Source organism: Arthrobacter yangruifuii (assembly GCF_009192775.1).
GTDB classification, from domain to species: Bacteria; Actinomycetota; Actinomycetes; order Actinomycetales; family Micrococcaceae; genus Arthrobacter_B; species Arthrobacter_B yangruifuii.
In genome coordinates this window covers 897234-917791 of record NZ_VTFX01000001.1, presented here as the reverse complement: position 1 = coordinate 917791, position 20558 = coordinate 897234, and the positions used below count along the sequence as shown (strand labels likewise).

Here is a 20558-nt window from a genome sequence, read left to right as displayed (position 1 = left end):
CCGGACCGCAGGTCCGGCGGGGGTCCCGCCTACCCGGCGGAAAGATCAGCCTGCCACTCCCCCGAGTATCCGACGGCGGCGAACCCCAGCTGCTCGTTGATGGCCAGCATGTAGCGGTTTTCCTCGGCGTTCCAGGTATAGACCCGGCATGCTTCGGGAATGGCCTTCCTCAGTTTCTCCAGGTTGGCGGCCTTGAGCAGCATGCCCAGCCGGTTTCCCCGGTGGGCATCCAGCACCAAGGTGTCATCCTGGTAGGCGACTGCCGGGTTGTTGCGGAAGACCTCCAGGACCGTGTGTCCGGCCAGCTCGCCGGTGGCAACGTGGCGCACGGCTGTAACCAGCACCTCGGCGTCCATGCCGCGGGCCTTCCCTTCGGCCTCCCGGACACGCTCTGCGTCCCAGGCCTCCTCCGCCAGCTCCAGCCCGCCCAGCGGCGCATCGGTGCTCATCTTCTGCCTCAGGCGGGCATACGCATCCACCAGTTCTTCCGGGCAGGCACCGCGCCAGAATTCCAGTTCATACCCCGGACCGGCAGTCCTGGCGGCCTGCCCCAGCACCGCTTCGGCGTCGTACCCCTCCAGCTCCAGGACGCTGACACGGTCCACCAGCTCCAGCCGGAAGCCGAGCCCGGCCGCGAAGGCGGCCGCGGCGTCGTGCGGGATGAACGCCGCTGCGTTTTCGGTGCCGGAGCTATCCTCGCCGGTGCCCGCAGGCCCTCCGCCCAGATGGTCGGTCTCCGCCATCAGCATGCGCCGGCCGGCAGCGGAAGCCAGTTTCGCCGCTGCCGCGAAAAGCGCCGTTCCCACCCCCTGGCGGCGGGCAACGGGCGCCACCACAACGTTGACGGTTCCGGTATGCAGATTGTCGGTGAGAGGCAGGTTCAGCTGGGCCACGCCGATAATAGCCGCATCCGGTTCCGTTCCCATCCGGGCTGCCAGCAGCTCACGGCGACGGGTTGGGGTGCTGCCTCGTCCGGCCAGCTGCGCCTGGGGCGGAGCATAAAAGTCATTGTTGCCCCAAAACTCCTGCTGCTGGGCGTTGAGAAGTTCCGCCACGGCAAGGAAGTCCACCGCATCGGGTCCGGCCAGACCGGCCGGGACAGGGACAGACGTAATGCTGATATGTGTCATGGACCATATCCTGCCGTGCGGGCGGCAAGCTGCCAAACACGGGGTCCGGTCTCCGCACACCGGTATGCCCTGCGGCCCGGGGAACACAAAGAGGCGGGGAACACAAAGAGGCGGCCGCAGCGATAAGCTGCGGCCGCCTCTTCCGGAGGATTCCTCCGGACGTTCTCAACGACTATGCGTCGGCGAGGACCTTGGTGACGTTGGGGTCAACGCTGATGCTCGGGCCGAACGTGGTGGACACGGTGGCCTTGGAGATGTAACGGCCCTTGGAAGCGGAAGGCTTCAGGCGGAGTACTTCTTCCAGGGCGGCTGCGTAGTTCTCAGCCAGCTTCTGGGAATCGAAGGACACCTTGCCGATGATGAAGTGCAGGTTGGAGTGCTTGTCAACGCGGAAGTCGATCTTGCCGCCCTTGATGTCCGTGACAGCCTTGGCCACGTTCGGGGTGACCGTACCGGTCTTCGGGTTCGGCATGAGGTTACGCGGGCCGAGCACGCGGCCCAGGCGGCCGACCTTGCCCATCATGTCCGGGGTAGCCACTGCGGCGTCGAAGTCGGTCCAGCCTGCTGCAACCTTTTCGATCATGTCGTCGGAACCAACGAAGTCGGCGCCGGCAGCGATAGCTGCTTCTGCCTTCTCGCCGGTTGCGAAAACGAGGACGCGGGCCGTCTTACCGGTGCCGTGGGGCAGGTTGACCGTGCCGCGGACCATCTGGTCAGCCTTACGGGGGTCAACGCCCAGGCGGAAAGCCACCTCAACGGTTGCGTCGAACTTGGAAGGATTCGTGTCCTTCGCCAGCTCTACAGCCTCGACCGGTGCGTACAGCTTGTCCGCATCGATCTTCGCTGCAGCTGCTTCATATGCTTTGCTGCGCTTTGCCATCTGCTTTTTCTCCTTGTGCAGTTGTGGTCTATCGGACCGCGCCCGGCCCTGCCACGTGCCGCAGGCCTCAGGGGCTGCGGCATTTTGATGAATTTACGTTAACGCAGGGGGCTTTAGCCCTCTACGGTGATGCCCATCGAACGGGCGGTGCCGGCGATGATCTTGGCAGCTGCCTGGACATCGTTGGCGTTGAGGTCTTCCATCTTCATGGTGGCGATCTCTTCGACCTGTGCCTGGGTCAGGTTGGCAACCTTGGCGGTGTGCGGGGTTGCAGAACCCTTGGCCACACCGGCGGCCTTCTTGATCAGCTGGGCAGCCGGAGGAGTCTTCGTGATGAAGGTGAAGGAACGGTCTTCGTAAACGGTGATTTCCACCGGGATAACGTTGCCGCGCTGGGATTCGGTTGCAGCGTTGTACGCCTTGCAGAATTCCATGATGTTGACACCGTGCTGGCCAAGTGCCGGACCGATCGGAGGAGCCGGGTTGGCGGCGCCTGCGTTGATCTGCAGCTTGATGAGGCCGGTGACCTTTTTCTTGGGGGCCATGAAAGGGTCCTTCTCTAAATTATGTTCCCGAAGAACAGGAGCGTTCATCCGGGGTGGTGGCCGCCATGGCTTGGCGGCCGGACGCTGTCTGCAGGTTAAAGCGGACCTGCCGGCAGCGAAGTCTGAAAGCTACTGGAGCTTGGTGACCTGGCCGAAGCCGAGGGTCACAGGGGTTTCGCGCTCGAAGATGGTCACCAGGACCACCAGCTGCTGGGACTCGGGCTTGATCTCCGAGATTGTGGCCTGAAGCGTTTCGAACGGTCCTTCGTTGACCGTGACGGGCTCGCCGATTTCGAAATCCACTGCGATGTTCGAAGACTGCTGCTGGGCGGGCTTGCCTGCCTCGGCCTTCGGCGAAACCACAGTGTGCTCGAGCATCGAGTACACCTCGGTCAGGCTCAGCGGAGTCGGGTTGTGGGCATTGCCCACGAAGCCGGTGACGCCGGGCGTGTGCCGGACAACGCCCCAGGACTCGTCGGTGAGGTTCATGCGCACCAGCACGTAGCCGGGGATCCGCACGCGGTTCACGATCTTCCGCGTGGTGTTCTTGATCTCGACGACTTCCTCCATCGGGACCTGGATTTCGAAGATATCCTCTTCCATGTCCATGGTCTGGATGCGGGTCTCAAGGTTGGCCTTTACGCGGTTTTCGTAACCTGCGTAGGAGTGGATGACATACCAGTCACCCTCCTGGCGGCGGAGCTTGGCTTTGAAGGCTTCGACCGGGTCTTCCTCGGGCTCAGCGTCTTCTTCAGGCTCAGCGTCCTCAGCGGAATCAGCAGTCTCTTCGGCTGCGTTTTCTTCGTCGGCCGATGCATCAGCAGCAGCGGGCGCCTCGTCGACGTCGGCTGCGGCGATCTGATCCTCGGTATCCAGATCAGCGTTGTCATTGATCTGTGATTCGAGTTCTTGCTCGGACACGTAGATTCCTGCTTTCTTCTTCAGAACACTATCGGGTTTGTCACTAGCTCATGGTCTCCGGTTTTCCGCACCAGCGGGCGGAGCCCCAGGTCTTTGGCTAGCTTTCGCCGCCGCCCGAACCGAAGATCCACAGTGCGCCCTTGCCAAAGGCAAAGTCGAGACCCGTAACGATCAGCATCATCACGATCACGAAAGCCAGGACCACGAGTGTGTACCTCAGCAGTTCCTTACGGGTGGGGGTGACTACCTTTTTGAGTTCGGCGATCACCTGGCGCAGGAAGAGAGCGATACCGGCGAAGAAACCCCGTTTTTTGGGCCCGCTGGAGGGGTGTCCCTTGGAGCTGCTGGCAGCTGTCTCGGTCACCTTCGCCTCACTCATCTGTGTCGGTTCACAATCGCAGCATGCGCTGGGACTGCTCATTCCATGAAGGACTGCTGAGCTGCCGGAAACGACAGTTCTGCGCAGGGCAGACAGGACTCGAACCTGCAACCTGCGGTTTTGGAGACCGCTGCGCTACCAATTGCGCCACTACCCTATGGAGGAAAACAATCACCCTACCGCCACCATTGTAGCCACAGCTGACCGGTGATTCTTTCCAGAATCGTTCCGGGCTGATTGGCACAATGAAGCGTGGTGCGGAGAACCACCGAGGAACCAGTCTACGCAAACTTTGGCGTCCCGTCGAACCGGGCGCGTCCGCCCGGTGCCCGGCACGCCTGCGGCGGGGATGCTGAACGCCTAAACTGGGGGAATGCCGCCGTCGTCCGGCAGGACGGACGGGGCATATGTAAGCCGCCGCCACACTCCAGACGGGAACCCCATGTCTTCCACCGGCCGTATATCAGAGCGCATCGCATCCATTGCCGAGTCCGCTACCCTCGCAGTGGATGCCAAGGCCAAGGCACTCAAGGCCGCCGGGCGCCCGGTGATCGGCTTCGGCGCCGGGGAGCCGGATTTCCCCACCCCGGACTACATTGTTGAGGCCGCCGTGGATGCCGCCCGCCAGCCGCGCTTCCACCGCTATTCCCCCGCCGGAGGGCTGCCCGAGCTGAAGAAGGCCATTGCCGCCAAGACCCTGCGGGACTCCGGGTACGCCGTCGACCCCGCGCAGGTCCTGGTGACCAACGGCGGCAAGCAGGCCGTGTACGAATCCTTCGCCACCCTGCTGGACCCGGGGGACGAAGTATTGGTTCCCACCCCGTACTGGACCACGTACCCGGAGGCAATCCGGCTGGCCGGCGGTGTTCCGGTGGAGGTCTTTGCCGGACCGGAACAGGGCTACCTGGTGAGCGTCGAGCAGCTTGAGGCCGCCCGCACGGAGAACACCAAGGTGCTCCTGTTCGTCTCGCCGTCCAACCCCACCGGCGCCGTATACCCGGCGGAACAGGTGGCCGAAATCGGCCGCTGGGCCGCAGAACACGGACTGTGGGTGATCACGGACGAAATCTATGAGCACCTGACGTACGACGGCGTGCCGTTCACCTCCATAGCCACGGCAGCCCCCGAGCTGGGCGACAAGGTGGTGGTGCTCAACGGCGTCGCCAAGACCTACGCCATGACCGGCTGGCGGGTGGGCTGGATGATCGCAGCCCCGGACGTCATCAAGGCTGCAACCAACCTGCAGTCCCACCTGTCCTCGAACGTGTCCAATGTGTCGCAGATGGCGGCCCTGGCCGCCGTGTCCGGGCCGCTGACGGCCGTGGATGAGATGAAGCAGGCCTTCGACCGGCGGCGGCGGGCCATGGTCGCCGCCCTGAACTCCATTGACGGCGTCGAATGCCCCATGCCTGAAGGCGCCTTCTACGCCTACGCGGACGTCCGCGGACTGTTGGGACGCGAGTTCCCCGGCAAGGACGGTGCCGTGCGTCCGCAGACCTCCGCCGAGCTTGCGGCCCTGATCCTGGACACCGTGGAGGTGGCCGTGGTTCCCGGTGAAGCGTTCGGCCCGTCGGGCTACCTGCGCCTCTCCTATGCCCTCGGCGACGAGGACCTGGCTACGGGAATGCAGCGCCTGCAGGATTTCCTCGGCCAGGCCGTCCGCTAGGCCTGCGGCCCCGCCTGCTCCGGCGCCGCCGCTGCCCTCCTGCCGCCCGGCGCTCCTCCCGCCCGGCGCGGGCGGGAGGAAAGCGGTGCAGGCTCAGAGCAGGCGGCGGTCCGCGGCCCAGCGCGTAAGTTCGTGCCGTGAGGAGAGCTGGAGTTTGCGCAGCACCGAGGAGACGTGGGTTTCCACCGTCTTGACGGAGATGAACAGTTCCCGGGCCACCTCCTTATAGCTGTAGCCCCGGGCAATCAGCCGCATCACCTCAAGCTCCCGGGCCGAAAGCCGGTCCAGTTCGTCATCTACGGACGCCACGCTGGCGGTGCCGAAGGCATCCAGCACAAACCCGGCAAGCCGCGGCGAAAAGACCGCATCACCGCCGGCCACCCGCACCACGGCATCGGAGATCTCCGTACCGGAAATTGTCTTGGTGACATACCCCCGGGCTCCGGCCCGGATCACGGTGACGACGTCTTCCGCGGCGTCGGAAACGCTCAGGGCCAGGAACCTGGTCCTGCCCAGCAGGCCGGAGCAACCGGCCAGCACTTCGGCCCCGCCTCCGCCGTTGCCGCCGGGCAGATGAACGTCCAGCAGGACGACGGCCGGCCGCTCACGCGTGATCACGGCGACGGCGGATTCCACGCTGTCCGCCTCGGCCACCACATGGAGCCGGGCGTCGAGATCCGCGCGGAGACCCGATCGGAAGATTGCATGGTCGTCCACCACGACGACGGTGATCGCCGGGTCGGGGAAATCGGTCATGTGCTGCCTGCTCCGTCACTGGATACGCGGATGGTCGAAGAGGTGTCCCGGCCCCGCGGGGCAGGGCGGGACGCGGACGAGCCGTTGGCAGCTGGTGCCGCCTTCCCGGCCGGCGCTCCTGCCTCACTTCGTGCGGCCGTGCCGGCTCCGGCGGGCGCCTGGCCCTCGGCGCCTCCCGGCAGCGGCAGTATCAGCCGAACCTCGGTGCCGTCCGCGGTGCTGCGTATTACGGTACTGCCTCCGGCACGCTCCATCCTCCCGATGATGGAGCCGCGGACACCGATCCGGTCCTCAGGCACCGCCGCCGGATCAAATCCGGGGCCGCGGTCCCGGATGAAGACCTCCAGCTGCTCCGGCCGGCATTCGAGATAGACGGAGACGGTGCCCCCTGCGTGCTGCGCCGCGTTCAGCATCGCCGCCCGGGCGGCGGAGGCCAGGGCCTCGCTGCGTTCATCGAGCTCCGCATCCGAGACGGCCACCAGGTCGATGGGATGGCCGTACGCGTCCTCGATTTCGGCGGCAATCCTCCGCAGGCATTCCACCAAATGGTCTTCCGCCCTTGCCCGGTCGGTATAGAGCCAGCGGCGCAGTTCACGTTCCTGCGCGCGGGCCAGCCGGATGACGTCCTGTTCTGAACCGGCCCGCTTCTGGATCAGGGCCAGGGTCTGCAGCACCGAGTCATGAAGGTGGGCAGCTATTTCCGCCCGCTCGGTCTGCCGGATGCGTCCGGCCCGTTCCGCTTCCAGATCCCGCCAGTGCTTCACGGCCCACGGAGTGAGCACCAGGGCGACGCCCGCCAGGACCGCGGCGGAGGCAAGCAGCCCGGCCACCAGCACATCCCAGCTCACTGAGCCGGAAACAACCACCAGCACGCCGGCGATCACCAGCAGCAGTCCGGCGGACAGCCGGATGATGCCGGACGCGCGGTCCGCCCCGGCACTGTTGACCAGCCCGGCCCGCCTGCTTTCATCCAGCTGCGTCCACGCCAGAACCGCACCGCCGGCGATGGCGGCAACCGGAACGACCAGGCCCCAGTTCAGGTTCGCCCCGAGCTGCTGCGCGATGAACACGGCAGCCACCAGCAGGAGGACGATGCCCGCAGCGACTTCCCGCTGCCCTGCCTTCCCCAGCGCCCGGAAGGCGCCGGACGCGGAGGCGGCATCCTCCCGCATCTGCCGTTCGTAGTTGCCGGCAATACTGCGGGGATTGGCCTGGACCTGCTCCTTCTTCTCCTGCTCTTCCTGCGTGGGGACCATGATCCACAACCACCCGTAGAGCAGGAACCCTGTGCCGCCGGCAAGGACCATCACCCCCATAACGGCACGCGTCAGTTTGACCGGCCAGCCCAGGTGGACAGCCAGCCCGCTGCACACGCCGGCAACAATCCGGTCGCGGGGACGCACCAACGGTTCTCTCATGGTCATATCCAAGCACGGCCGGGGGTGGGTTTTCCGGGTCCGGCCATAGGATCCGGATTCTTCAGGGACAGTTCAGGGGCATCTCAGGGTAGTCCCTGATGTGTCCGGTCCCCGCCGCAGGAAGACTGGATACATGAATCCTTCCCCAGCATCAGACTCCGGGCCGGAACGCCCGGCCGCCGCAGCGGAGCAGCACCCTGCCGCCGGGGCCGCACACCCCGCCTCCCCCGGCGGGCCGGCGTCCGGCACAGCGGCGTCCGGCACAGCGGCGTCCGGCACACCGCACAACGGGTTCTTCGACTGGATCCGTTCATTCGGGATCATCCGCGGCCACGAGCGCTGGTTCGGCGGGGTGGCCTCCGGCCTTGCCGCCCGGACCGGACTGGACCCGGTACTGATCCGCGGACTGTTTATGGTCCTGGGTGTCTTCGGTATCGGGTTCCTTCTCTACGGAGCCGCCTGGGCACTGCTGCCCGAGCCCGACGGCCGGATCCATGCGGAGGAAGCCATCCGCGGCAACTGGACGTCCGGAATGACCGGGGCACTGGTCCTGGTGGTTCTGGGGACCGGCGGGCCGGGCGTCTCCTTCCTCGGTGCGGACAGCTGGCTCGGTGCGACGGTATGGACCCTGTTCTGGGTCGCCGCGGGGGTAGGTGCCATCTACTGGTTCTCCACTCCAAAGGGCAGAGCGCACCTTCGGCACTTCACTTCCGGCAGGACCGGCGGGAGTGCCGATCCTGCTGCTGCGGCCACACCGGGTGACACGGGCTCACCTGGCGGCCCTGCTGCCGGCGGCGCCCCCGCACCCGGCAACCCCCCGGTGACTCTGGCCAAGACCGGCCTGCCTTCAGCAGACGGCAGTGCAGCCCCGGTTTCCGCAGCACCGCGGTACGAAATGTCCGCACCGTCGGGAACGTCCGCGGCGCCGGAACCCGCGGCGCCGTCCGGAACTGCGAAGCGGAAGGGCAGCGGCGGCTCCGCTAAGGTTCCCGGCGCTCCGGGCGCGTATCTGGCTGCGCTCTTCGGTGCGGCACTGCTGACAGGCGGGGCAATTCTCGCCCTGGACTATGTCCACATCCTGAATCCGGCGGCCCCGCTGTCCGTCGCCCTGGCCGCCACGGCCGTGGTCCTCGGCCTCGGCGTCGTGATCCTGGGCCTGGCAGGACGGCGCTCGGGCGGCGTTGGATCCGCCGCGGTGGCGGCGCTCGTCATTTCGTTCCTGGCCCAGCCCGGCATGACCCACTCCAATCTGGCCGTCATGAGCAACGGCGACTGGTCACCGCGGGATGCAGGACAGGCATCCGGCGGCTACACCGCCATTGCGGGCAACGGCACCGTGGACCTGCGCGGCACCGATGCTTCCGGCGACTACGAAGTTCCCGTGAGCATGGCTGCGGGCAACATCAGCATCCTGGTTCCCGACGATTCACCAGTCATCGTGCGGTTTTCCGCGGTGGCCGGAAACGTGGAAACCAACGACGGGACGGACAGCAGGAACTACAGCGGACTGTGGCAGGCGTCCGATGAACACACGCTCAATAAGGATGCCGACGGCGAACGGATCACCATCGACGTCCGAAGCGTTGCGGGCAACGTGCTTGTCACCACTGAAGAAAGCGATCTCTAGCCATGGAACAGAACAGCGAAAGGGACTACCTCGGCCGGCAATACGCCGGCGGCAGTTCGGATTCCGGATCGTCGGGCCAATATGAGTCCCCGTTCCTTCCCGACGACGGCGGTGCGGGCGGGGTTCCGGCCCGGACGCCTGCCGGAGCCGGGACCGGAGAACAGACTCCGTCAACGGCGAACGCTGCAGTTGTCCCGCCGGAAACCGTGCCCCGGCAGCTCCAGATCGGTACGGTGGTCTGGGGCCTGGTCCTAACCACCCTGGCAGTGCTTATGCTGCTGGTCTCTGCCGTGAACCTGTCGCTGGATCCGGTCCTGGTGATCCTCGCGGTCACCCTTGGAGCCGGCGTCGCCCTGCTGGCCGGCGGGTTTCTGGCCGCGACGGCCAAAAACCGCCGCCGCTAGGCACCCCGCCGCCGTCCGGCGTCGGCGTCGTTCGCCGTCCTCCCGGACGGTCCCGTTTCCCTCTTTCAGCACTATCAGATAAGGCTTGATCCATGGAAAAGTTCTTCTCGATCCTCCGCTCCTCCCCCGTCAAACGGCGTAAAGGCTGGCTGGGCGGCGTCTGCGCCGGCATTGCCGCAGCCTACGGCTGGGATGTCTCCCTGGTCCGGATCGGCGTGCTCCTGTCCTTCCTCCTGCCGTTTGTGGGTATCGGCACCTATCTGGTGGCCTGGCTGCTGCTGCCCAAGCAGGACGGAACCATCCTCGTGCAGAGCCTGGTGAGTCCCCGCGCTTAGTCCTTGCCTGCGGGCTGGCTAGAATCGAACGGACGACGTTTTCACCGCCAGCAGATCCAGGGGTAATGACATGAGAATCGGTATCCTCACCAGCGGAGGCGACTGCCCCGGGCTGAACGCCGTGATCCGCGGTGCAGTCCTCAAAGGCATCAAGGAATACGACGACATCGAGTTTGTCGGCTTCCGCGACGGCTGGCGCGGCGTGGTCGACGGCGACATCATGGACCTGCCCCGCTCCAGGGTCCGCGGCATCTCCAAGCAGGGCGGCACGATCCTGGGGACCTCGCGCACCAACCCGTTCGAAGGACCCAACGGCGGCCCGGAGAAAATCAAGGCAACGCTGGACCGGCTGGGCATCGACGCCATCATCGCCATCGGCGGCGAAGGCACCCTTGCCGCTGCACAACGGCTGACGGACGCCGGACTGAAAATCGTCGGCGTCCCCAAGACAGTCGATAACGACCTGGACGCCACGGACTACACCTTCGGTTTCGATACCGCCGTGGAGATTGCGACTGAGGCCTGCGACCGGCTGCGCACCACCGGCGAATCCCACCACCGCTGCATGGTGGCCGAAGTGATGGGCCGGCATGTCGGCTGGATTGCCCTGCATACCGGTATGGCGGCCGGCGCCCACGCCATCCTGATTCCCGAGCACCCGGTCAGCATTGACCAGATCTCCCAGTGGGTCAGCGAGGCCCGGGACCGTGGACGTGCACCGCTGGTGGTGGTGGCCGAAGGATTCGTCACCACCGACATGGAGATGCCGCATTCGGAGCGCGGCCTCGACAGTTTTGGCCGTCCGCGGCTGGGTGGGATCGGCGAACTGCTGGCCCCGGAGATCGAGGCACGGACCGGCATCGAAACCCGTGCCACGGTGCTGGGCCATATCCAGCGCGGCGGTGTCCCCACGGCTTTCGACCGGGTCCTGGCCACCCGGCTGGGCATGGCGGCAGTGGATTCGGTGGTGGACGGCCTGTGGGGAACCATGGTGGCGCTGCACGGTACGGATATTGTCCACGTCGGCTTCGAAAAGGCCCTGGGCAACCTCAAGACGGTGCCCGAGCAGCGGTACGACGAGGCTGCCATTCTCTTCGGCTAGGGCGGAGCCCGGGTTGCGCCCGGCCCTTTGTCCGCCGCGTCCTGCCGTCGGCCTCCGGATTCCGTCAGCGATCCTGTGCATTTGCTGAGCATTCCGGATGCTCCGGCAGGGCGCTCCCATCCGTGTGCATCCCGCGGTGTAGGTTGAAAAGCATGAATCTGGACTCGGGAACCATCGCGATTATCCAGCTGGCCTGGTCCCGCCATCTGGGTCTGCCGGACAATGCCCTGGCGGACACGGAGACCGGGGAACGCATTTACAACGTTCGTGAGCAGCCGGAAACGGCATGCTTCCTGCGACTTTTCGGCACCGAGGTCTTCAGCGGCCCGGAATGGGCCGCGGAGCATGCCCGGACCCAGAGCGCTGCCGACCTTACCCGCAATTCCGGGCTCATTAAGATGTCCATGGAACGCGGCGGACGGGTACTGGGCGCCGAACAGCTGTTTTTTGCCGATGTTTTCCCCACCGTGGTTCCACTCGACGATCTCGCCGTAGCCTACGAACCGGATCTGGCCGTTGCCCTGGAGCGGCTCTGCCCTCCCGACGACGTTGCGGAGGCATCACTGGCAGGCAAGGAGGAAGTCTTTGTCCTGGTGGACGATTCCTTCGACACCCCCCGGCCGGTGGCAGCTGCCGGCTACAGTGTCACCGACGGCATCCTGGCGGACATGAGCGTCCTGACGGCCCCGGGCTTCCGGCTCCAGGGGCTGGGCAGCTACATCAGTTCCGTGGCCCTCGAGGACGCCATGTCAGGCGGCCTGATTCCACAGTGGCGGGCGCGGCTGGACAACGTGGGTGCAGCCCGCACGGCGGTGGGATCCGGGTTTATCCCTGCGGGCAGCCGCACGTCGGTGGCCCTGACCGCCTAGCCGGGCGCCGCGCCCGGGAACCGCCTCCTAGCCCAGCAGGTCCAGCATTTCCTGCCGCTTGAAGAAGGCTGCGGTGTCCCGTCCGGTCGGCGATCCGGCGTCGGGATCGGCGCCTGCTTCGGCCAGGATACGGAAAATCTCCACATACCCCTTGAAGGCCGCACCGGCGAGCGGGGTCTGGCCGCGGTCATTGCTGGTGTTGACGTCCGCGCCGCGCTCCACGAGCAGCGCGGTGAGGTCCGCGTGGCCGTGGTAGGAGGCCAGCATCAGCAGGGTGTCCCCTGCACTGTTGGTCAGGTTCACGGGTACGCCTGCGTCGAGGTAACTGCGCATGCCTTCGATGTCGCCGGCCCGCGCGGCGTTAAACACCAGGCCTGCAAGCTCAATGACGTCGTCGTCGATTTCGGGGCGGGATTCGGAAGTGCTCATGGTGCTCCTGGGATATCGGTTGGTACGGCTCTACGGATGGCTGGGGACACGGGGCGCTAGCGCCGCGGGGCCTTCAGGAAGCCCGAGGCGCGTCCCACCACGGCGCCGGCGTCGGGTGCCACGATGGGTTCCTGGGCGGCCGCGTACAGCTCGCCGCCGTCATTGACCACCAGCTGGGCGGCCGGATCAACGGAGCGTTTCACCACCGCGAGGCCCACGGGACCCATTTCGTAGTGCGCCCCCACCGAGGTCAGGGTTCCCACCTGCCGCTCCCCAAGCAGAACCGGGCTGCCGGCCGCTGGAAGTGTGTGCTGGGAGCCGTCCAGCTGCAGGAACACCAGCCGGCGCGGCGGGTGTCCCAGGTTGTGTACCCGCGCAACGGTTTCCTGGCCCTTGTAACAGCCTTTGGCCAGGTGCACCGCGGTGCGGATCAGGTCAAGCTCATGCGGAATGGTTTTCTCGTCCGTTTCCGCTCCCAGCCGCGGCCGCCAGGCGGCGATGCGCAGGGCTTCGGAGGCCATGGATCCGGCCAGGGTGCGTCCGGAGGCCTCAATGGCGCCTTCGAATTCGGCACGTGGAATCACGTACTCATACCAGGGGCGCTCCAGCCCGGGATGGGCGTCTTCCGGCACGGCGGTGTAGGCAAAGCCGCCGGCTCCGATCTGCGGCCACGGATCGGTCCAGCGCAGGTACTGCTCCCACTGCGGAACCTCCGCAGTGGCACCGGCCACCGCCCACTGATCCGTCACATCCGCAATCTCGACCCGGAGCATGAATTTCATCCGCTGCAGCCATTCGGCCAGCCCCGGCGCTTCGGCGGCCTCCACCAGCAGCCAGGCCGTGGCGCCGTCGTCAATGATGCGGGCGTCGTAATCGATCCGGCCCTGCACGCTGAGCAGCAGCAGTTCCGAACTCACCCCCGGCTGCAAATCAGCCACCTGCTGGGAGGACAAAGTGTTCAGCCAGCTGAGCCGGTCCGGACCGGTCACGGTGACTACGCCGCGGAAGGACAGGTCGACGACGGCGGTGCCGCGGGCAAGGTCGCGCTGCTCGCGCAGCGGGTCCCCGTAATGCGAGGCCGTACCGGCGTCGAGTCCGCCGGCTTCAACGGCGCCGTGGCGGGAGAGCAAGGGGCTGGAATACGTCATGACTGGTGCAACGTCCTAGCGGTGCGGGCCTATTCCTCCGGCCCGCTTGAGGAGGAGGCACCGGAGGTTTTATTCAGGAAATCTTAGTCAGGCGGTCTTGTTCAGGATGGCCGACGCATGGGCCTTCAGCGCGTTCCCCTCGGAGGCAACGTCCCACCGCCAGTAGAGGTCGCCGTTGACCAGCCCGTAAATGCGTGTGGCCGCGGAGTACTCCTTGGAGTTCACGCCCCGCATCACCAGGTCCGTGGTGAGCTGGATCTGCGGGCCCTTGATCTGGCCGTAGTACAGCTCCGCGATGCCGCCGGGGTGGACGATGGTGGCGGTGATGTCGAAGCCGCCCGTATCGTTGCGCAGCTCTTCGACTTCGTCCGCGCTGCGCAGCGCCGGCACAATGTCCGCCGGAACCAGGCCGGGGCCGCCGTCGGCGTCATTGAGCGGACGGTCCAGGGCCCAGAAGCCGGTCTCCACCGCCAGCGGCCGCAGCCGGGTGCCCTGCTCATCGGTGAGCCAGCTTTCCGCGGTGTACTGCAGATACGGCAGGCCGTTCTGGGTGAAGGTGACCTTCTGGGCGAAATGCTCAGAGTCGGCCTCTCCCTCGCCGAGGCGTCCGGTCCCTTCCCAAGTGCCGATAAGCCAGGACAGCGGTACCAGTTCCGGGGTCAGATCGGTGGGGATCTCCATTGGCATGGGAGGGCCTGTCCTTCGGTATTACGGATGGGGCGGAGCCTGCGGAAACGTCAGGGACGTGTTTACTTCTGGCCCTTGTACAGGCGGGAAACGACCAGCGCGGCGAATCCGGCCATCCCGAGACCGGTGAGGCCCAGCAGGGCAATAAAGAAAATTTCGAGAGCAACCATGGCTACATCCTAACGCGCGGGAGGAACAGTTTCCTTTCCGCCATTCGATCATGACAGGCAGCCGCGGGCAAAAACCGTCCCGCTGCAGTGACGCCGGGGGAAGACGGCTAGGGAACCAGGAGCCGGCCCAGGAAGTAGACGACGGATCCCAGGACAAGGACCGGGGCCAGACCCAGCGCCAGCCGTCCCGCAGTGTTGGACACGTCTTTTCGGGAGAGGGCGAGCCGCCGGAAGGCCATTACGACGGCGGCAATCACCACGCCGCTGAACGCTGCCGCCTGCCACGGAATACCTGCGACAACCAGCGCCACCAGGGACGCGGTCAGCCCGCCCACCAGCAGTCCCAGAGGTGCCGCCATCCGGTCCGGAAGCGGAATGAGGGTCACGGCAAGGGCTGCCAGCGCGGCGCTGCCTGCCACGGAAAGCAGTGCCGGATCCCCCTCGGCGCCGGCCAGACGGTCCGCGGCCACCCAGCCGGAGCCGAGGGCGACAACCAGTACGCCGGAGATGATGCCGACAATGGATTCGAGCCGGTGTGCCTGTCCCGTGCCGCGGAGCAGCTGGATCAGGAAGACGGCGCCCACGCCCACGGCGACGACGGCCGGCAGCCAGGTCAGCATGGCCCCGGCGGGCGCGAAGTACGCCCCCGCCGCTGCCGCCGCCCCCGCCAGGCCCAGGGCCGCGCCCTGCGTCCTGCGGACCGGCACGCCTATCAGGTGCGGCCAGCAGACACCTGCCAGCAGGGCCGCTGCGCCGCTGAGCACTGCCACGGCAGGTACGGACAGGTAGGAGGCGCCCACGATACCGATAATGGCAAGCGCCGCCGGCACCGCTAAGCTCCAAAGTTTCACCCTAGTTATCCTGCCTTATTACGGCGTCCAGAAGAAAAGCGACAGGCCCGGCAGGCGGATGGGTATACTTTCGATCACTTCAAGCCAGCGGATCGGCGAAGAAACGTGCCCAACGATGTGCGCCCAACACTCGGAGGCCCTATGTCGCACATTTTGCTCCTGACCAACAGTTCCGGCTCTTCGGTTCACGTCCTTCCTGCCCTGGAACTGCTTAACCACAAGGTCCACGTTGTGCCTGCGGAACCGACGGCCCTGCTGGATACCGAACCCAGCGAAGTCATCCTCGTGGATGCCCGCCGGGACCTCGTCGGTGCGCGTTCCCTGACCCAGCTCCTGAAGGCCACCGGCCTGGACACCCCGCTGATCCTTATCCTCACGGAGGGCGGAATGGCCGCCGTGTCCCCCAACTGGCTGGCCGACGATGTCATTCTTGATTCCGCCGGTCCGGCCGAAGTGGAGGCGCGGCTCCGCCTGGCCGCGGCGCGCGGCCGGGGCGCCGAGGCCCCGTCCACCGAGATCCGGGCCTCCGGCGTCGTCATTGACGAGGCCAGCTACACGGCCCGCATCAACGGGACCGCACTGAACCTGACGTACAAGGAGTTTGAGCTTCTCAAATACCTTGCACAGCATCCCGGCCGGGTGTTCACCCGCGATCAGCTGCTCCACGAAGTGTGGGGCTACGACTACTACGGCGGCACCCGGACGGTGGACGTGCACGTTCGGCGGCTGCGGGCAAAGCTGGGACCGGACCATGAGACGTTGATCGGCACGGTCCGCAATGTCGGCTACCGGTTCACCCGGTCACGCGCCGAAACCGCGGCAGCCGCCAGCCAGGACGCGTGATTCCGGGCTGCAGGGCCGCACCGCCCCCTGCGGAGCTGCACCTGCCGCGCTAGGCTTTCGTCATGAGTGAAGAACCGCTGACAGCCTGGCCCGTAGTCGAAACCCATGGCACGCCCGAACCCGATGCCCTCGCCGGCATCCTGCAGCTGGCGTCCGCGGCACAGGACTCGGACGGCAACCCGCCGCTGTCCGAGCAGACCCTCGTGGACCTGCGCTCCCCCGAGGCCGATCCGGACACGCTGTCCGTCTTCACCATCTATGCCCCTGATCCGGGTTCCGCCGCGGGAAACGGGCAGGATCTCGCCGGCGTCGCTGTGCTGATATCCGAAACGCCCCGCGACCCGGGGGTGCTGGAACTGGTGGTGCATCCGAACTACCGCAGCGAGGGCGTCGGCACGGCCCTGGCCGCCGCCGTGCAGGACTCGGTGCGGAACGCCGAAGCCGCCGGCGGGGGCGATCCCCGGCCCGCCGCCTGGTCGCACGGAAACCACGAGGCCGCCGTCGAGCTCGCCGCCCGTTTCGGTTACCGTCCCGTCCGTGACCTGTGGAAGATGCGCCTCAGCCGATCCAGCGCGTCCCTGCCCGAGGTCCGCTTTCCTGCGGGGGTAACGCTGCGTGCCTTCGAACCCGGCCGCGACGAGCAGGCCTGGCTGGATGCCAATGCCGCTGCATTTGCCCACCATCCCGAGCAGGGCTCCATGACCCTGGCGGACCTGCAGGCCCGCATGGGCGAGGACTGGTTTGACCCGGAGGGCTTCCTCCTTGCCGTGGACGCCGAAGGGAAGATCCTTGGTTTCCACTGGACCAAGGTCCACCCGGGCACGGGCGGCCACCCGCCCATCGGAGAGGTCTACGTAGTGGGCGTTTCCCCCGAGGCACAGGGCAGGGGCCTGGGTAAGGCCCTGACCGTGGCCGGTATCGAACACCTTCATGCGGCAGGCCTGGACGCCGTCATGCTGTACGTCGACGCAGACAACACTGCCGCCGTCGCCCTGTACCGCCGGCTGGGCTTTGTCCGCTGGGACCAGGACGTGATGTACGCACCCGCACCGGGCAGCAGCTTGTAATGTTGTTTTCAGGGTCGGTCCGTCCGCAGTACAGCGCGCCGGGATCTGCCGGCCGCCAGCACCTCAGGGAGACACTATGAGTTTCGATACCGACGCCGAGCCCCGGTCGACCTTCGGGTCCGCCGAGGCCATGTCGGCACCGCGGGCCACCCAGGACCGCATCGACATCCCGGACTTCGGTCCAGCCCTTGTTCCCAGCGGAGAGATCTCTCCGGACCGGTTCCTGGACCGGGAGATCAGCTGGCTGGACTTCAATGCCAGGGTCCTGGAACTGGCCGAAGATCCGGAGCTGTACCTGCTGGAACGGGTGAATTTCCTGTCCATCTTCGCCTCCAACCTGGACGAGTTCTTTATGGTCCGGGTTGCCGGCCTCAAGCGGCGCATCGCCACCGGACTGGCCGTCCCCTCAGCTGCGGGCATGAGCCCGATCGAACAGCTCGAGCAGATCGTGGCCGCCGGCTACCAGCTGCAGCAGCGCCATGCGGACGTTTTCGCCCGGCAGATCCGCCCGGCCCTGGCCGAGGAACAGATCTACCTGGTCAGCTGGGACGAGCTGGATGATGCGGCCAAGGCGAACCTGCACAAGCAGTTCGCGGCGAAGGTCTTCCCCATCCTGACTCCGCTGGCCGTGGACCCGGCCCACCCCTTCCCCTACATTTCCGGCCTGTCCCTGAACCTGGCCGTGGTGGTGCGCAACCCGGTGAGCGGCAAGGAGTTCTTTGCCCGCGTCAAGGTTCCCGATCAGCTTCCGCGGCTGATCTCCGTGGACGGCCCCCGCGCCGGAAACGTTGCCGGCCGCACCGCCCGCTTTATTACGCTCGAAGACGTGATCGCCCAGCATCTGGACCAGCTGTTCCCGGGCATGGACGTCATTGAGCACTACACCTTCCGCGTCACGCGCAACGAGGACCTCGAGGTGGAAGAGGACGACGCCGAGAACCTCCTCCAGGCGCTGGAAAAGGAACTGCTGCGCCGCCGCTTCGGGCCGCCCGTGCGCCTGGAAGTCACTCCGGAAATGAACCCGAACATCCGCGAGCTGCTTGAACGCGAACTGGGCGTGGAATCGGACGAGGTCTATGTCCTGCCCGCACCGCTGGACCTGCGCGGCCTGGCCGGCATCAGCCGGATCGACCGGACGGACCTTCACTATCCGAAGCAGGTGCCGCATACCAACCGGCACCTGAAGGAATCCGAGACCTCCAAGCCGGCGAACGTGTTTGCTGCGATGCGCCGGCGGGACATCCTGCTGCACCACCCGTATGACTCCTTCTCCACATCCACCCAGGCGTTCCTGGAGCAGGCTGCCGCGGACCCGCGGGTGCAGGCCATCAAGCAGACCCTGTACCGGACGTCGGGGGATTCGCCCATTGTCGATGCCCTGATCGACGCCGCCGAGGCAGGCAAACAGGTCCTGGCCCTGGTGGAAATCAAGGCGCGCTTCGACGAGCAGGCGAACATTTCCTGGGCCCGGAAGCTCGAGCAGGCCGGCGTGCACGTGGTGTACGGCATCGTGGGCCTGAAAACGCACTGCAAGCTGTCCCTGGTGGTGCGGCAGGAAGTGGACGGGCTGCGCCGCTACTGCCACATCGGTACGGGCAACTACCACCCGCGTACGGCCCGCTATTACGAGGATCTGGGCCTGCTGACCGCCAATGAGCAGGTGGGCGAGGACCTCACGAAGCTGTTCAACCAGCTCTCGGGCTACGCGCCGAAGTCCACGTTCAAGCGCCTGCTCGTGGCACCGCGTTCCGTCCGGTCCGGTCTGATCGACCGGATTGAGCGGGAAATTGCGAACAAGAAGGCCGGCCTGAACGCGCGGGTGATCATCAAGGTCAACTCCATGGTGGACGAAGCGATCATCGACTCCCTCTACCGTGCCTCCCAGGCCGGGGTGCGGGTGGACGTGATTGTCCGCGGCATCTGCTCCGTGCGTCCCGGTGTGCCGGGGCTGAGCGAGAACATCACGGTCCGCTCGGTGCTCGGCCGGTTCCTGGAGCACTCGCGGGTGTTCGCCTTCGCCAACGGCGGGGACCCCGTGGTCTTCATCGGTTCGGCGGACATGATGCACCGCAACCTGGACCGCCGGGTTGAGGCTCTGGTCCAGCTCGTGGCACGCGACGACGTCGCTGACCTGATCGCCCTGATGGACCGCTACATGGACCCGGGCACGGCCAGCTGGCATCTGGACCAGGAAGGTACCTGGACCCGGCACCACAAGGACGAGGACGGCAATCCGCTCCAGGACGTCCAGTCCTTGCTGCTGGCCTCACGTTCCCGCCAGCGTTCGGTGGCCCGGCGCTGATGGAGGCACTGCAGTTTCCGGCCCCCGCTGTGCAGGAAGACACCCCCGTGAAGGTGGTGGCGGCGGGGGCGCTTTGCTGGCGCGTACGCGGGGGCAGGCTCCAGGTTCTGATGATTCACCGGCCCCGGTATGACGACTGGTCCTGGCCCAAGGGCAAGCTGGACGCGGGCGAGACCACGCCGGAGTGCGCGGTGCGCGAGGTCCGGGAGGAAGTTGGCCTGCGGATCAGCCTGGGCATTCCGCTGCCGGCCACTGTCTATCCCGTGGCCTCAGGCATGAAACGGGTGCATTACTGGGCGTCCCACGTGGACTCGGACAAGGCCCGGCCCGATGGCAGGGAAGTGGACGGAACGCGCTGGTGCAGCCCGGAAGAGGCCGCCGAGGCACTGACCAATCCCACGGACAAAGTGCCGCTCCAGGAACTCGTGCTGGCCTACGCCGAGCAGCGGCTGAGCACCTGGCCCCTGATTGTGGTCCGGCATGCCAAGGCCAAGCCGCGGTCCGCATGGACCCGGGCGGAGGGGGAACGTCCGCTGGTAGCCACGGGACTTCGCCAGGCCATGGCCGTCTCGCGGCTGCTGGTGGCCTGGCGTCCCAAGCGGGTGGTGTCCAGCCCCTGGGTGCGCTGCGTGCAGACCGTCCGCCCCTATGTGAAGGCCGAGGGCACCAAGTTCAAGACCGTTGACGCACTCACGGAGCATAACGCCAAGCGCAAGCCCGGCAAGGCCCGGAACGCCATCGAGGGCCTGTTCGACAAGGCCAAACCCGTGGCAGTGTGCACGCACCGGCCGGTATTGCCCCTGGTCTTCGGGGTGCTGTCCGCGCACATGCCTCCGGAGATGGCCGCCCGGCTGCCGGCCAAGGACCCGTATCTTGCCCCCGGAGAGTCCATCATCTGCCAGGTGAGCAGTGTGGACGAGGGCCGGATTGTGTCGCTGGAAAAGTACCGCGCCTTCGATGACTGACCGGCCGTGCCGGGTCGGGTCCGCCCGCCGGCGCAGCTGCTAGGCTTCCCCGTAAAGGGGGCAC

The 20558-nt window shown here is 66.4% G+C and carries 21 protein-coding genes and 1 tRNA gene; 10 read left to right on the top strand and 12 right to left on the bottom strand.

From position 1 onward, the window contains the following. Positions 1 to 29 precede the first annotated feature (29 nt). From GD627_RS04485 to GD627_RS04460, 6 genes are all read right to left on the bottom strand, one after another. Complete coding sequence (locus tag GD627_RS04485; protein WP_152271500.1) at positions 30 to 1130, bottom strand: GNAT family N-acetyltransferase; 1101 nt, start codon at positions 1128 to 1130, stop codon at positions 30 to 32. Between the two features lie 172 nt (positions 1131 to 1302). Continuing rightward, positions 1303 to 2010: a 50S ribosomal protein L1 gene (rplA, locus tag GD627_RS04480; RefSeq protein WP_146361028.1), complete on the bottom strand. Its 708-nt coding sequence runs from the start codon at positions 2008 to 2010 to the stop codon at positions 1303 to 1305. 113 nt (positions 2011 to 2123) lie between these two features. Next, positions 2124 to 2555, bottom strand: a complete 432-nt coding sequence (rplK, locus tag GD627_RS04475) for a 50S ribosomal protein L11 (protein WP_146361026.1) — start codon at positions 2553 to 2555, stop codon at positions 2124 to 2126. 129 nt (positions 2556 to 2684) lie between these two features. Continuing rightward, positions 2685 to 3500, bottom strand: a complete 816-nt coding sequence (gene nusG / locus GD627_RS04470) for a transcription termination/antitermination protein NusG (protein ID WP_425481891.1) — start codon at positions 3498 to 3500, stop codon at positions 2685 to 2687. A 73-nt stretch (positions 3501 to 3573) separates the two neighbouring features. Continuing rightward, a complete protein-coding gene (secE, locus tag GD627_RS04465) occupies positions 3574 to 3855 on the bottom strand; it encodes a preprotein translocase subunit SecE (RefSeq protein WP_146361022.1) in 282 nt (93 codons plus the stop codon). Positions 3856 to 3939: 84 nt separating this feature from the next. Continuing rightward, a tRNA-Trp gene (locus GD627_RS04460) sits at positions 3940 to 4012 on the bottom strand. 285 nt (positions 4013 to 4297) lie between these two features. Here GD627_RS04460 and GD627_RS04455 point away from each other — a divergent pair. Then, positions 4298 to 5521: a pyridoxal phosphate-dependent aminotransferase gene (locus GD627_RS04455; protein ID WP_152271498.1), complete on the top strand. Its 1224-nt coding sequence runs from the start codon at positions 4298 to 4300 to the stop codon at positions 5519 to 5521. A 93-nt stretch (positions 5522 to 5614) separates the two neighbouring features. Here the strand turns inward: GD627_RS04455 and GD627_RS04450 are convergent, their stop codons facing one another. Beyond that, on the bottom strand, positions 5615 to 6277 hold the full coding sequence (locus GD627_RS04450; RefSeq protein WP_152271497.1) for a LuxR C-terminal-related transcriptional regulator: 663 nt from the start codon (positions 6275 to 6277) through the stop codon (positions 5615 to 5617). Then, entirely contained in the window at positions 6274 to 7695 is a 1422-nt protein-coding gene (locus GD627_RS04445) for an ATP-binding protein (RefSeq protein ID WP_343032376.1), read from the bottom strand. Before GD627_RS04445 ends, GD627_RS04450 begins: the two co-directional genes overlap by 4 nt. A 133-nt stretch (positions 7696 to 7828) precedes the next feature. Here GD627_RS04445 and GD627_RS04440 point away from each other — a divergent pair, with 133 nt between their 5' ends. The 5 genes from GD627_RS04440 (at position 7829) to GD627_RS04420 (ending at position 12032) form a co-directional block, all read left to right on the top strand. Continuing rightward, on the top strand, positions 7829 to 9322 hold the full coding sequence (locus GD627_RS04440) for a PspC domain-containing protein (protein WP_152271495.1): 1494 nt from the start codon (positions 7829 to 7831) through the stop codon (positions 9320 to 9322). Positions 9323 to 9324: 2 nt separating this feature from the next. Beyond that, positions 9325 to 9726: a hypothetical protein gene (locus GD627_RS04435; protein WP_152271494.1), complete on the top strand. Its 402-nt coding sequence runs from the start codon at positions 9325 to 9327 to the stop codon at positions 9724 to 9726. Between the two features lie 92 nt (positions 9727 to 9818). Then, entirely contained in the window at positions 9819 to 10061 is a 243-nt protein-coding gene (locus GD627_RS04430; protein ID WP_152271493.1) for a PspC domain-containing protein, read from the top strand. A gap of 70 nt (positions 10062 to 10131) precedes the next feature. Continuing rightward, positions 10132 to 11163, top strand: a complete 1032-nt coding sequence (locus tag GD627_RS04425; RefSeq protein WP_152271492.1) for a 6-phosphofructokinase — start codon at positions 10132 to 10134, stop codon at positions 11161 to 11163. A gap of 152 nt (positions 11164 to 11315) precedes the next feature. After that, positions 11316 to 12032 carry a GNAT family N-acetyltransferase gene (locus GD627_RS04420; RefSeq protein WP_152271491.1) on the top strand — a complete coding sequence of 239 codons (717 nt, stop codon included), beginning with the start codon at positions 11316 to 11318 and terminating at the stop codon, positions 12030 to 12032. A 27-nt stretch (positions 12033 to 12059) separates the two neighbouring features. On the opposite strand, the gene GD627_RS04415 is transcribed toward GD627_RS04420, so the two are convergent. The 4 genes from GD627_RS04415 to GD627_RS04400 all read right to left on the bottom strand — a co-directional run bounded on the left by GD627_RS04415 (position 12060) and on the right by GD627_RS04400 (position 15317). Then, positions 12060 to 12461: an ankyrin repeat domain-containing protein gene (locus tag GD627_RS04415; protein ID WP_152271490.1), complete on the bottom strand. Its 402-nt coding sequence runs from the start codon at positions 12459 to 12461 to the stop codon at positions 12060 to 12062. Between the two features lie 56 nt (positions 12462 to 12517). Further along, the gene (ygfZ, locus tag GD627_RS04410) at positions 12518 to 13609 is read right to left on the bottom strand and encodes a CAF17-like 4Fe-4S cluster assembly/insertion protein YgfZ (protein WP_146361003.1); all 1092 of its coding nucleotides are present in this window, start codon (positions 13607 to 13609) and stop codon (positions 12518 to 12520) included. 87 nt (positions 13610 to 13696) lie between these two features. Further along, a complete protein-coding gene (locus GD627_RS04405; protein WP_146361001.1) occupies positions 13697 to 14296 on the bottom strand; it encodes a heme-binding beta-barrel domain-containing protein in 600 nt (199 codons plus the stop codon). Between the two features lie 277 nt (positions 14297 to 14573). Continuing rightward, complete coding sequence (locus tag GD627_RS04400; protein WP_152271489.1) at positions 14574 to 15317, bottom strand: hypothetical protein; 744 nt, start codon at positions 15315 to 15317, stop codon at positions 14574 to 14576. Positions 15318 to 15458: 141 nt separating this feature from the next. Between GD627_RS04400 and GD627_RS04395 the strand changes: the two genes are divergently transcribed. The 4 genes from GD627_RS04395 to GD627_RS04380 all read left to right on the top strand — a co-directional run bounded on the left by GD627_RS04395 (position 15459) and on the right by GD627_RS04380 (position 20494). Then, entirely contained in the window at positions 15459 to 16160 is a 702-nt protein-coding gene (locus GD627_RS04395) for a winged helix-turn-helix transcriptional regulator (protein WP_152271488.1), read from the top strand. Between the two features lie 62 nt (positions 16161 to 16222). Next, a complete protein-coding gene (gene mshD, locus GD627_RS04390) occupies positions 16223 to 17227 on the top strand; it encodes a mycothiol synthase (protein ID WP_152271487.1) in 1005 nt (334 codons plus the stop codon). Positions 17228 to 17303: 76 nt separating this feature from the next. After that, positions 17304 to 19529 (top strand): RNA degradosome polyphosphate kinase, encoded by a 2226-nt coding sequence (locus GD627_RS04385; protein ID WP_152271486.1) that lies wholly within the window; start codon positions 17304 to 17306, stop codon positions 19527 to 19529. Beyond that, positions 19529 to 20494, top strand: coding sequence for an NUDIX hydrolase (locus GD627_RS04380; RefSeq protein WP_146360988.1), 966 nt, complete (start codon positions 19529 to 19531; stop codon positions 20492 to 20494). Before GD627_RS04385 ends, GD627_RS04380 begins: the two co-directional genes overlap by 1 nt. Positions 20495 to 20558: the final 64 nt, after the last annotated feature.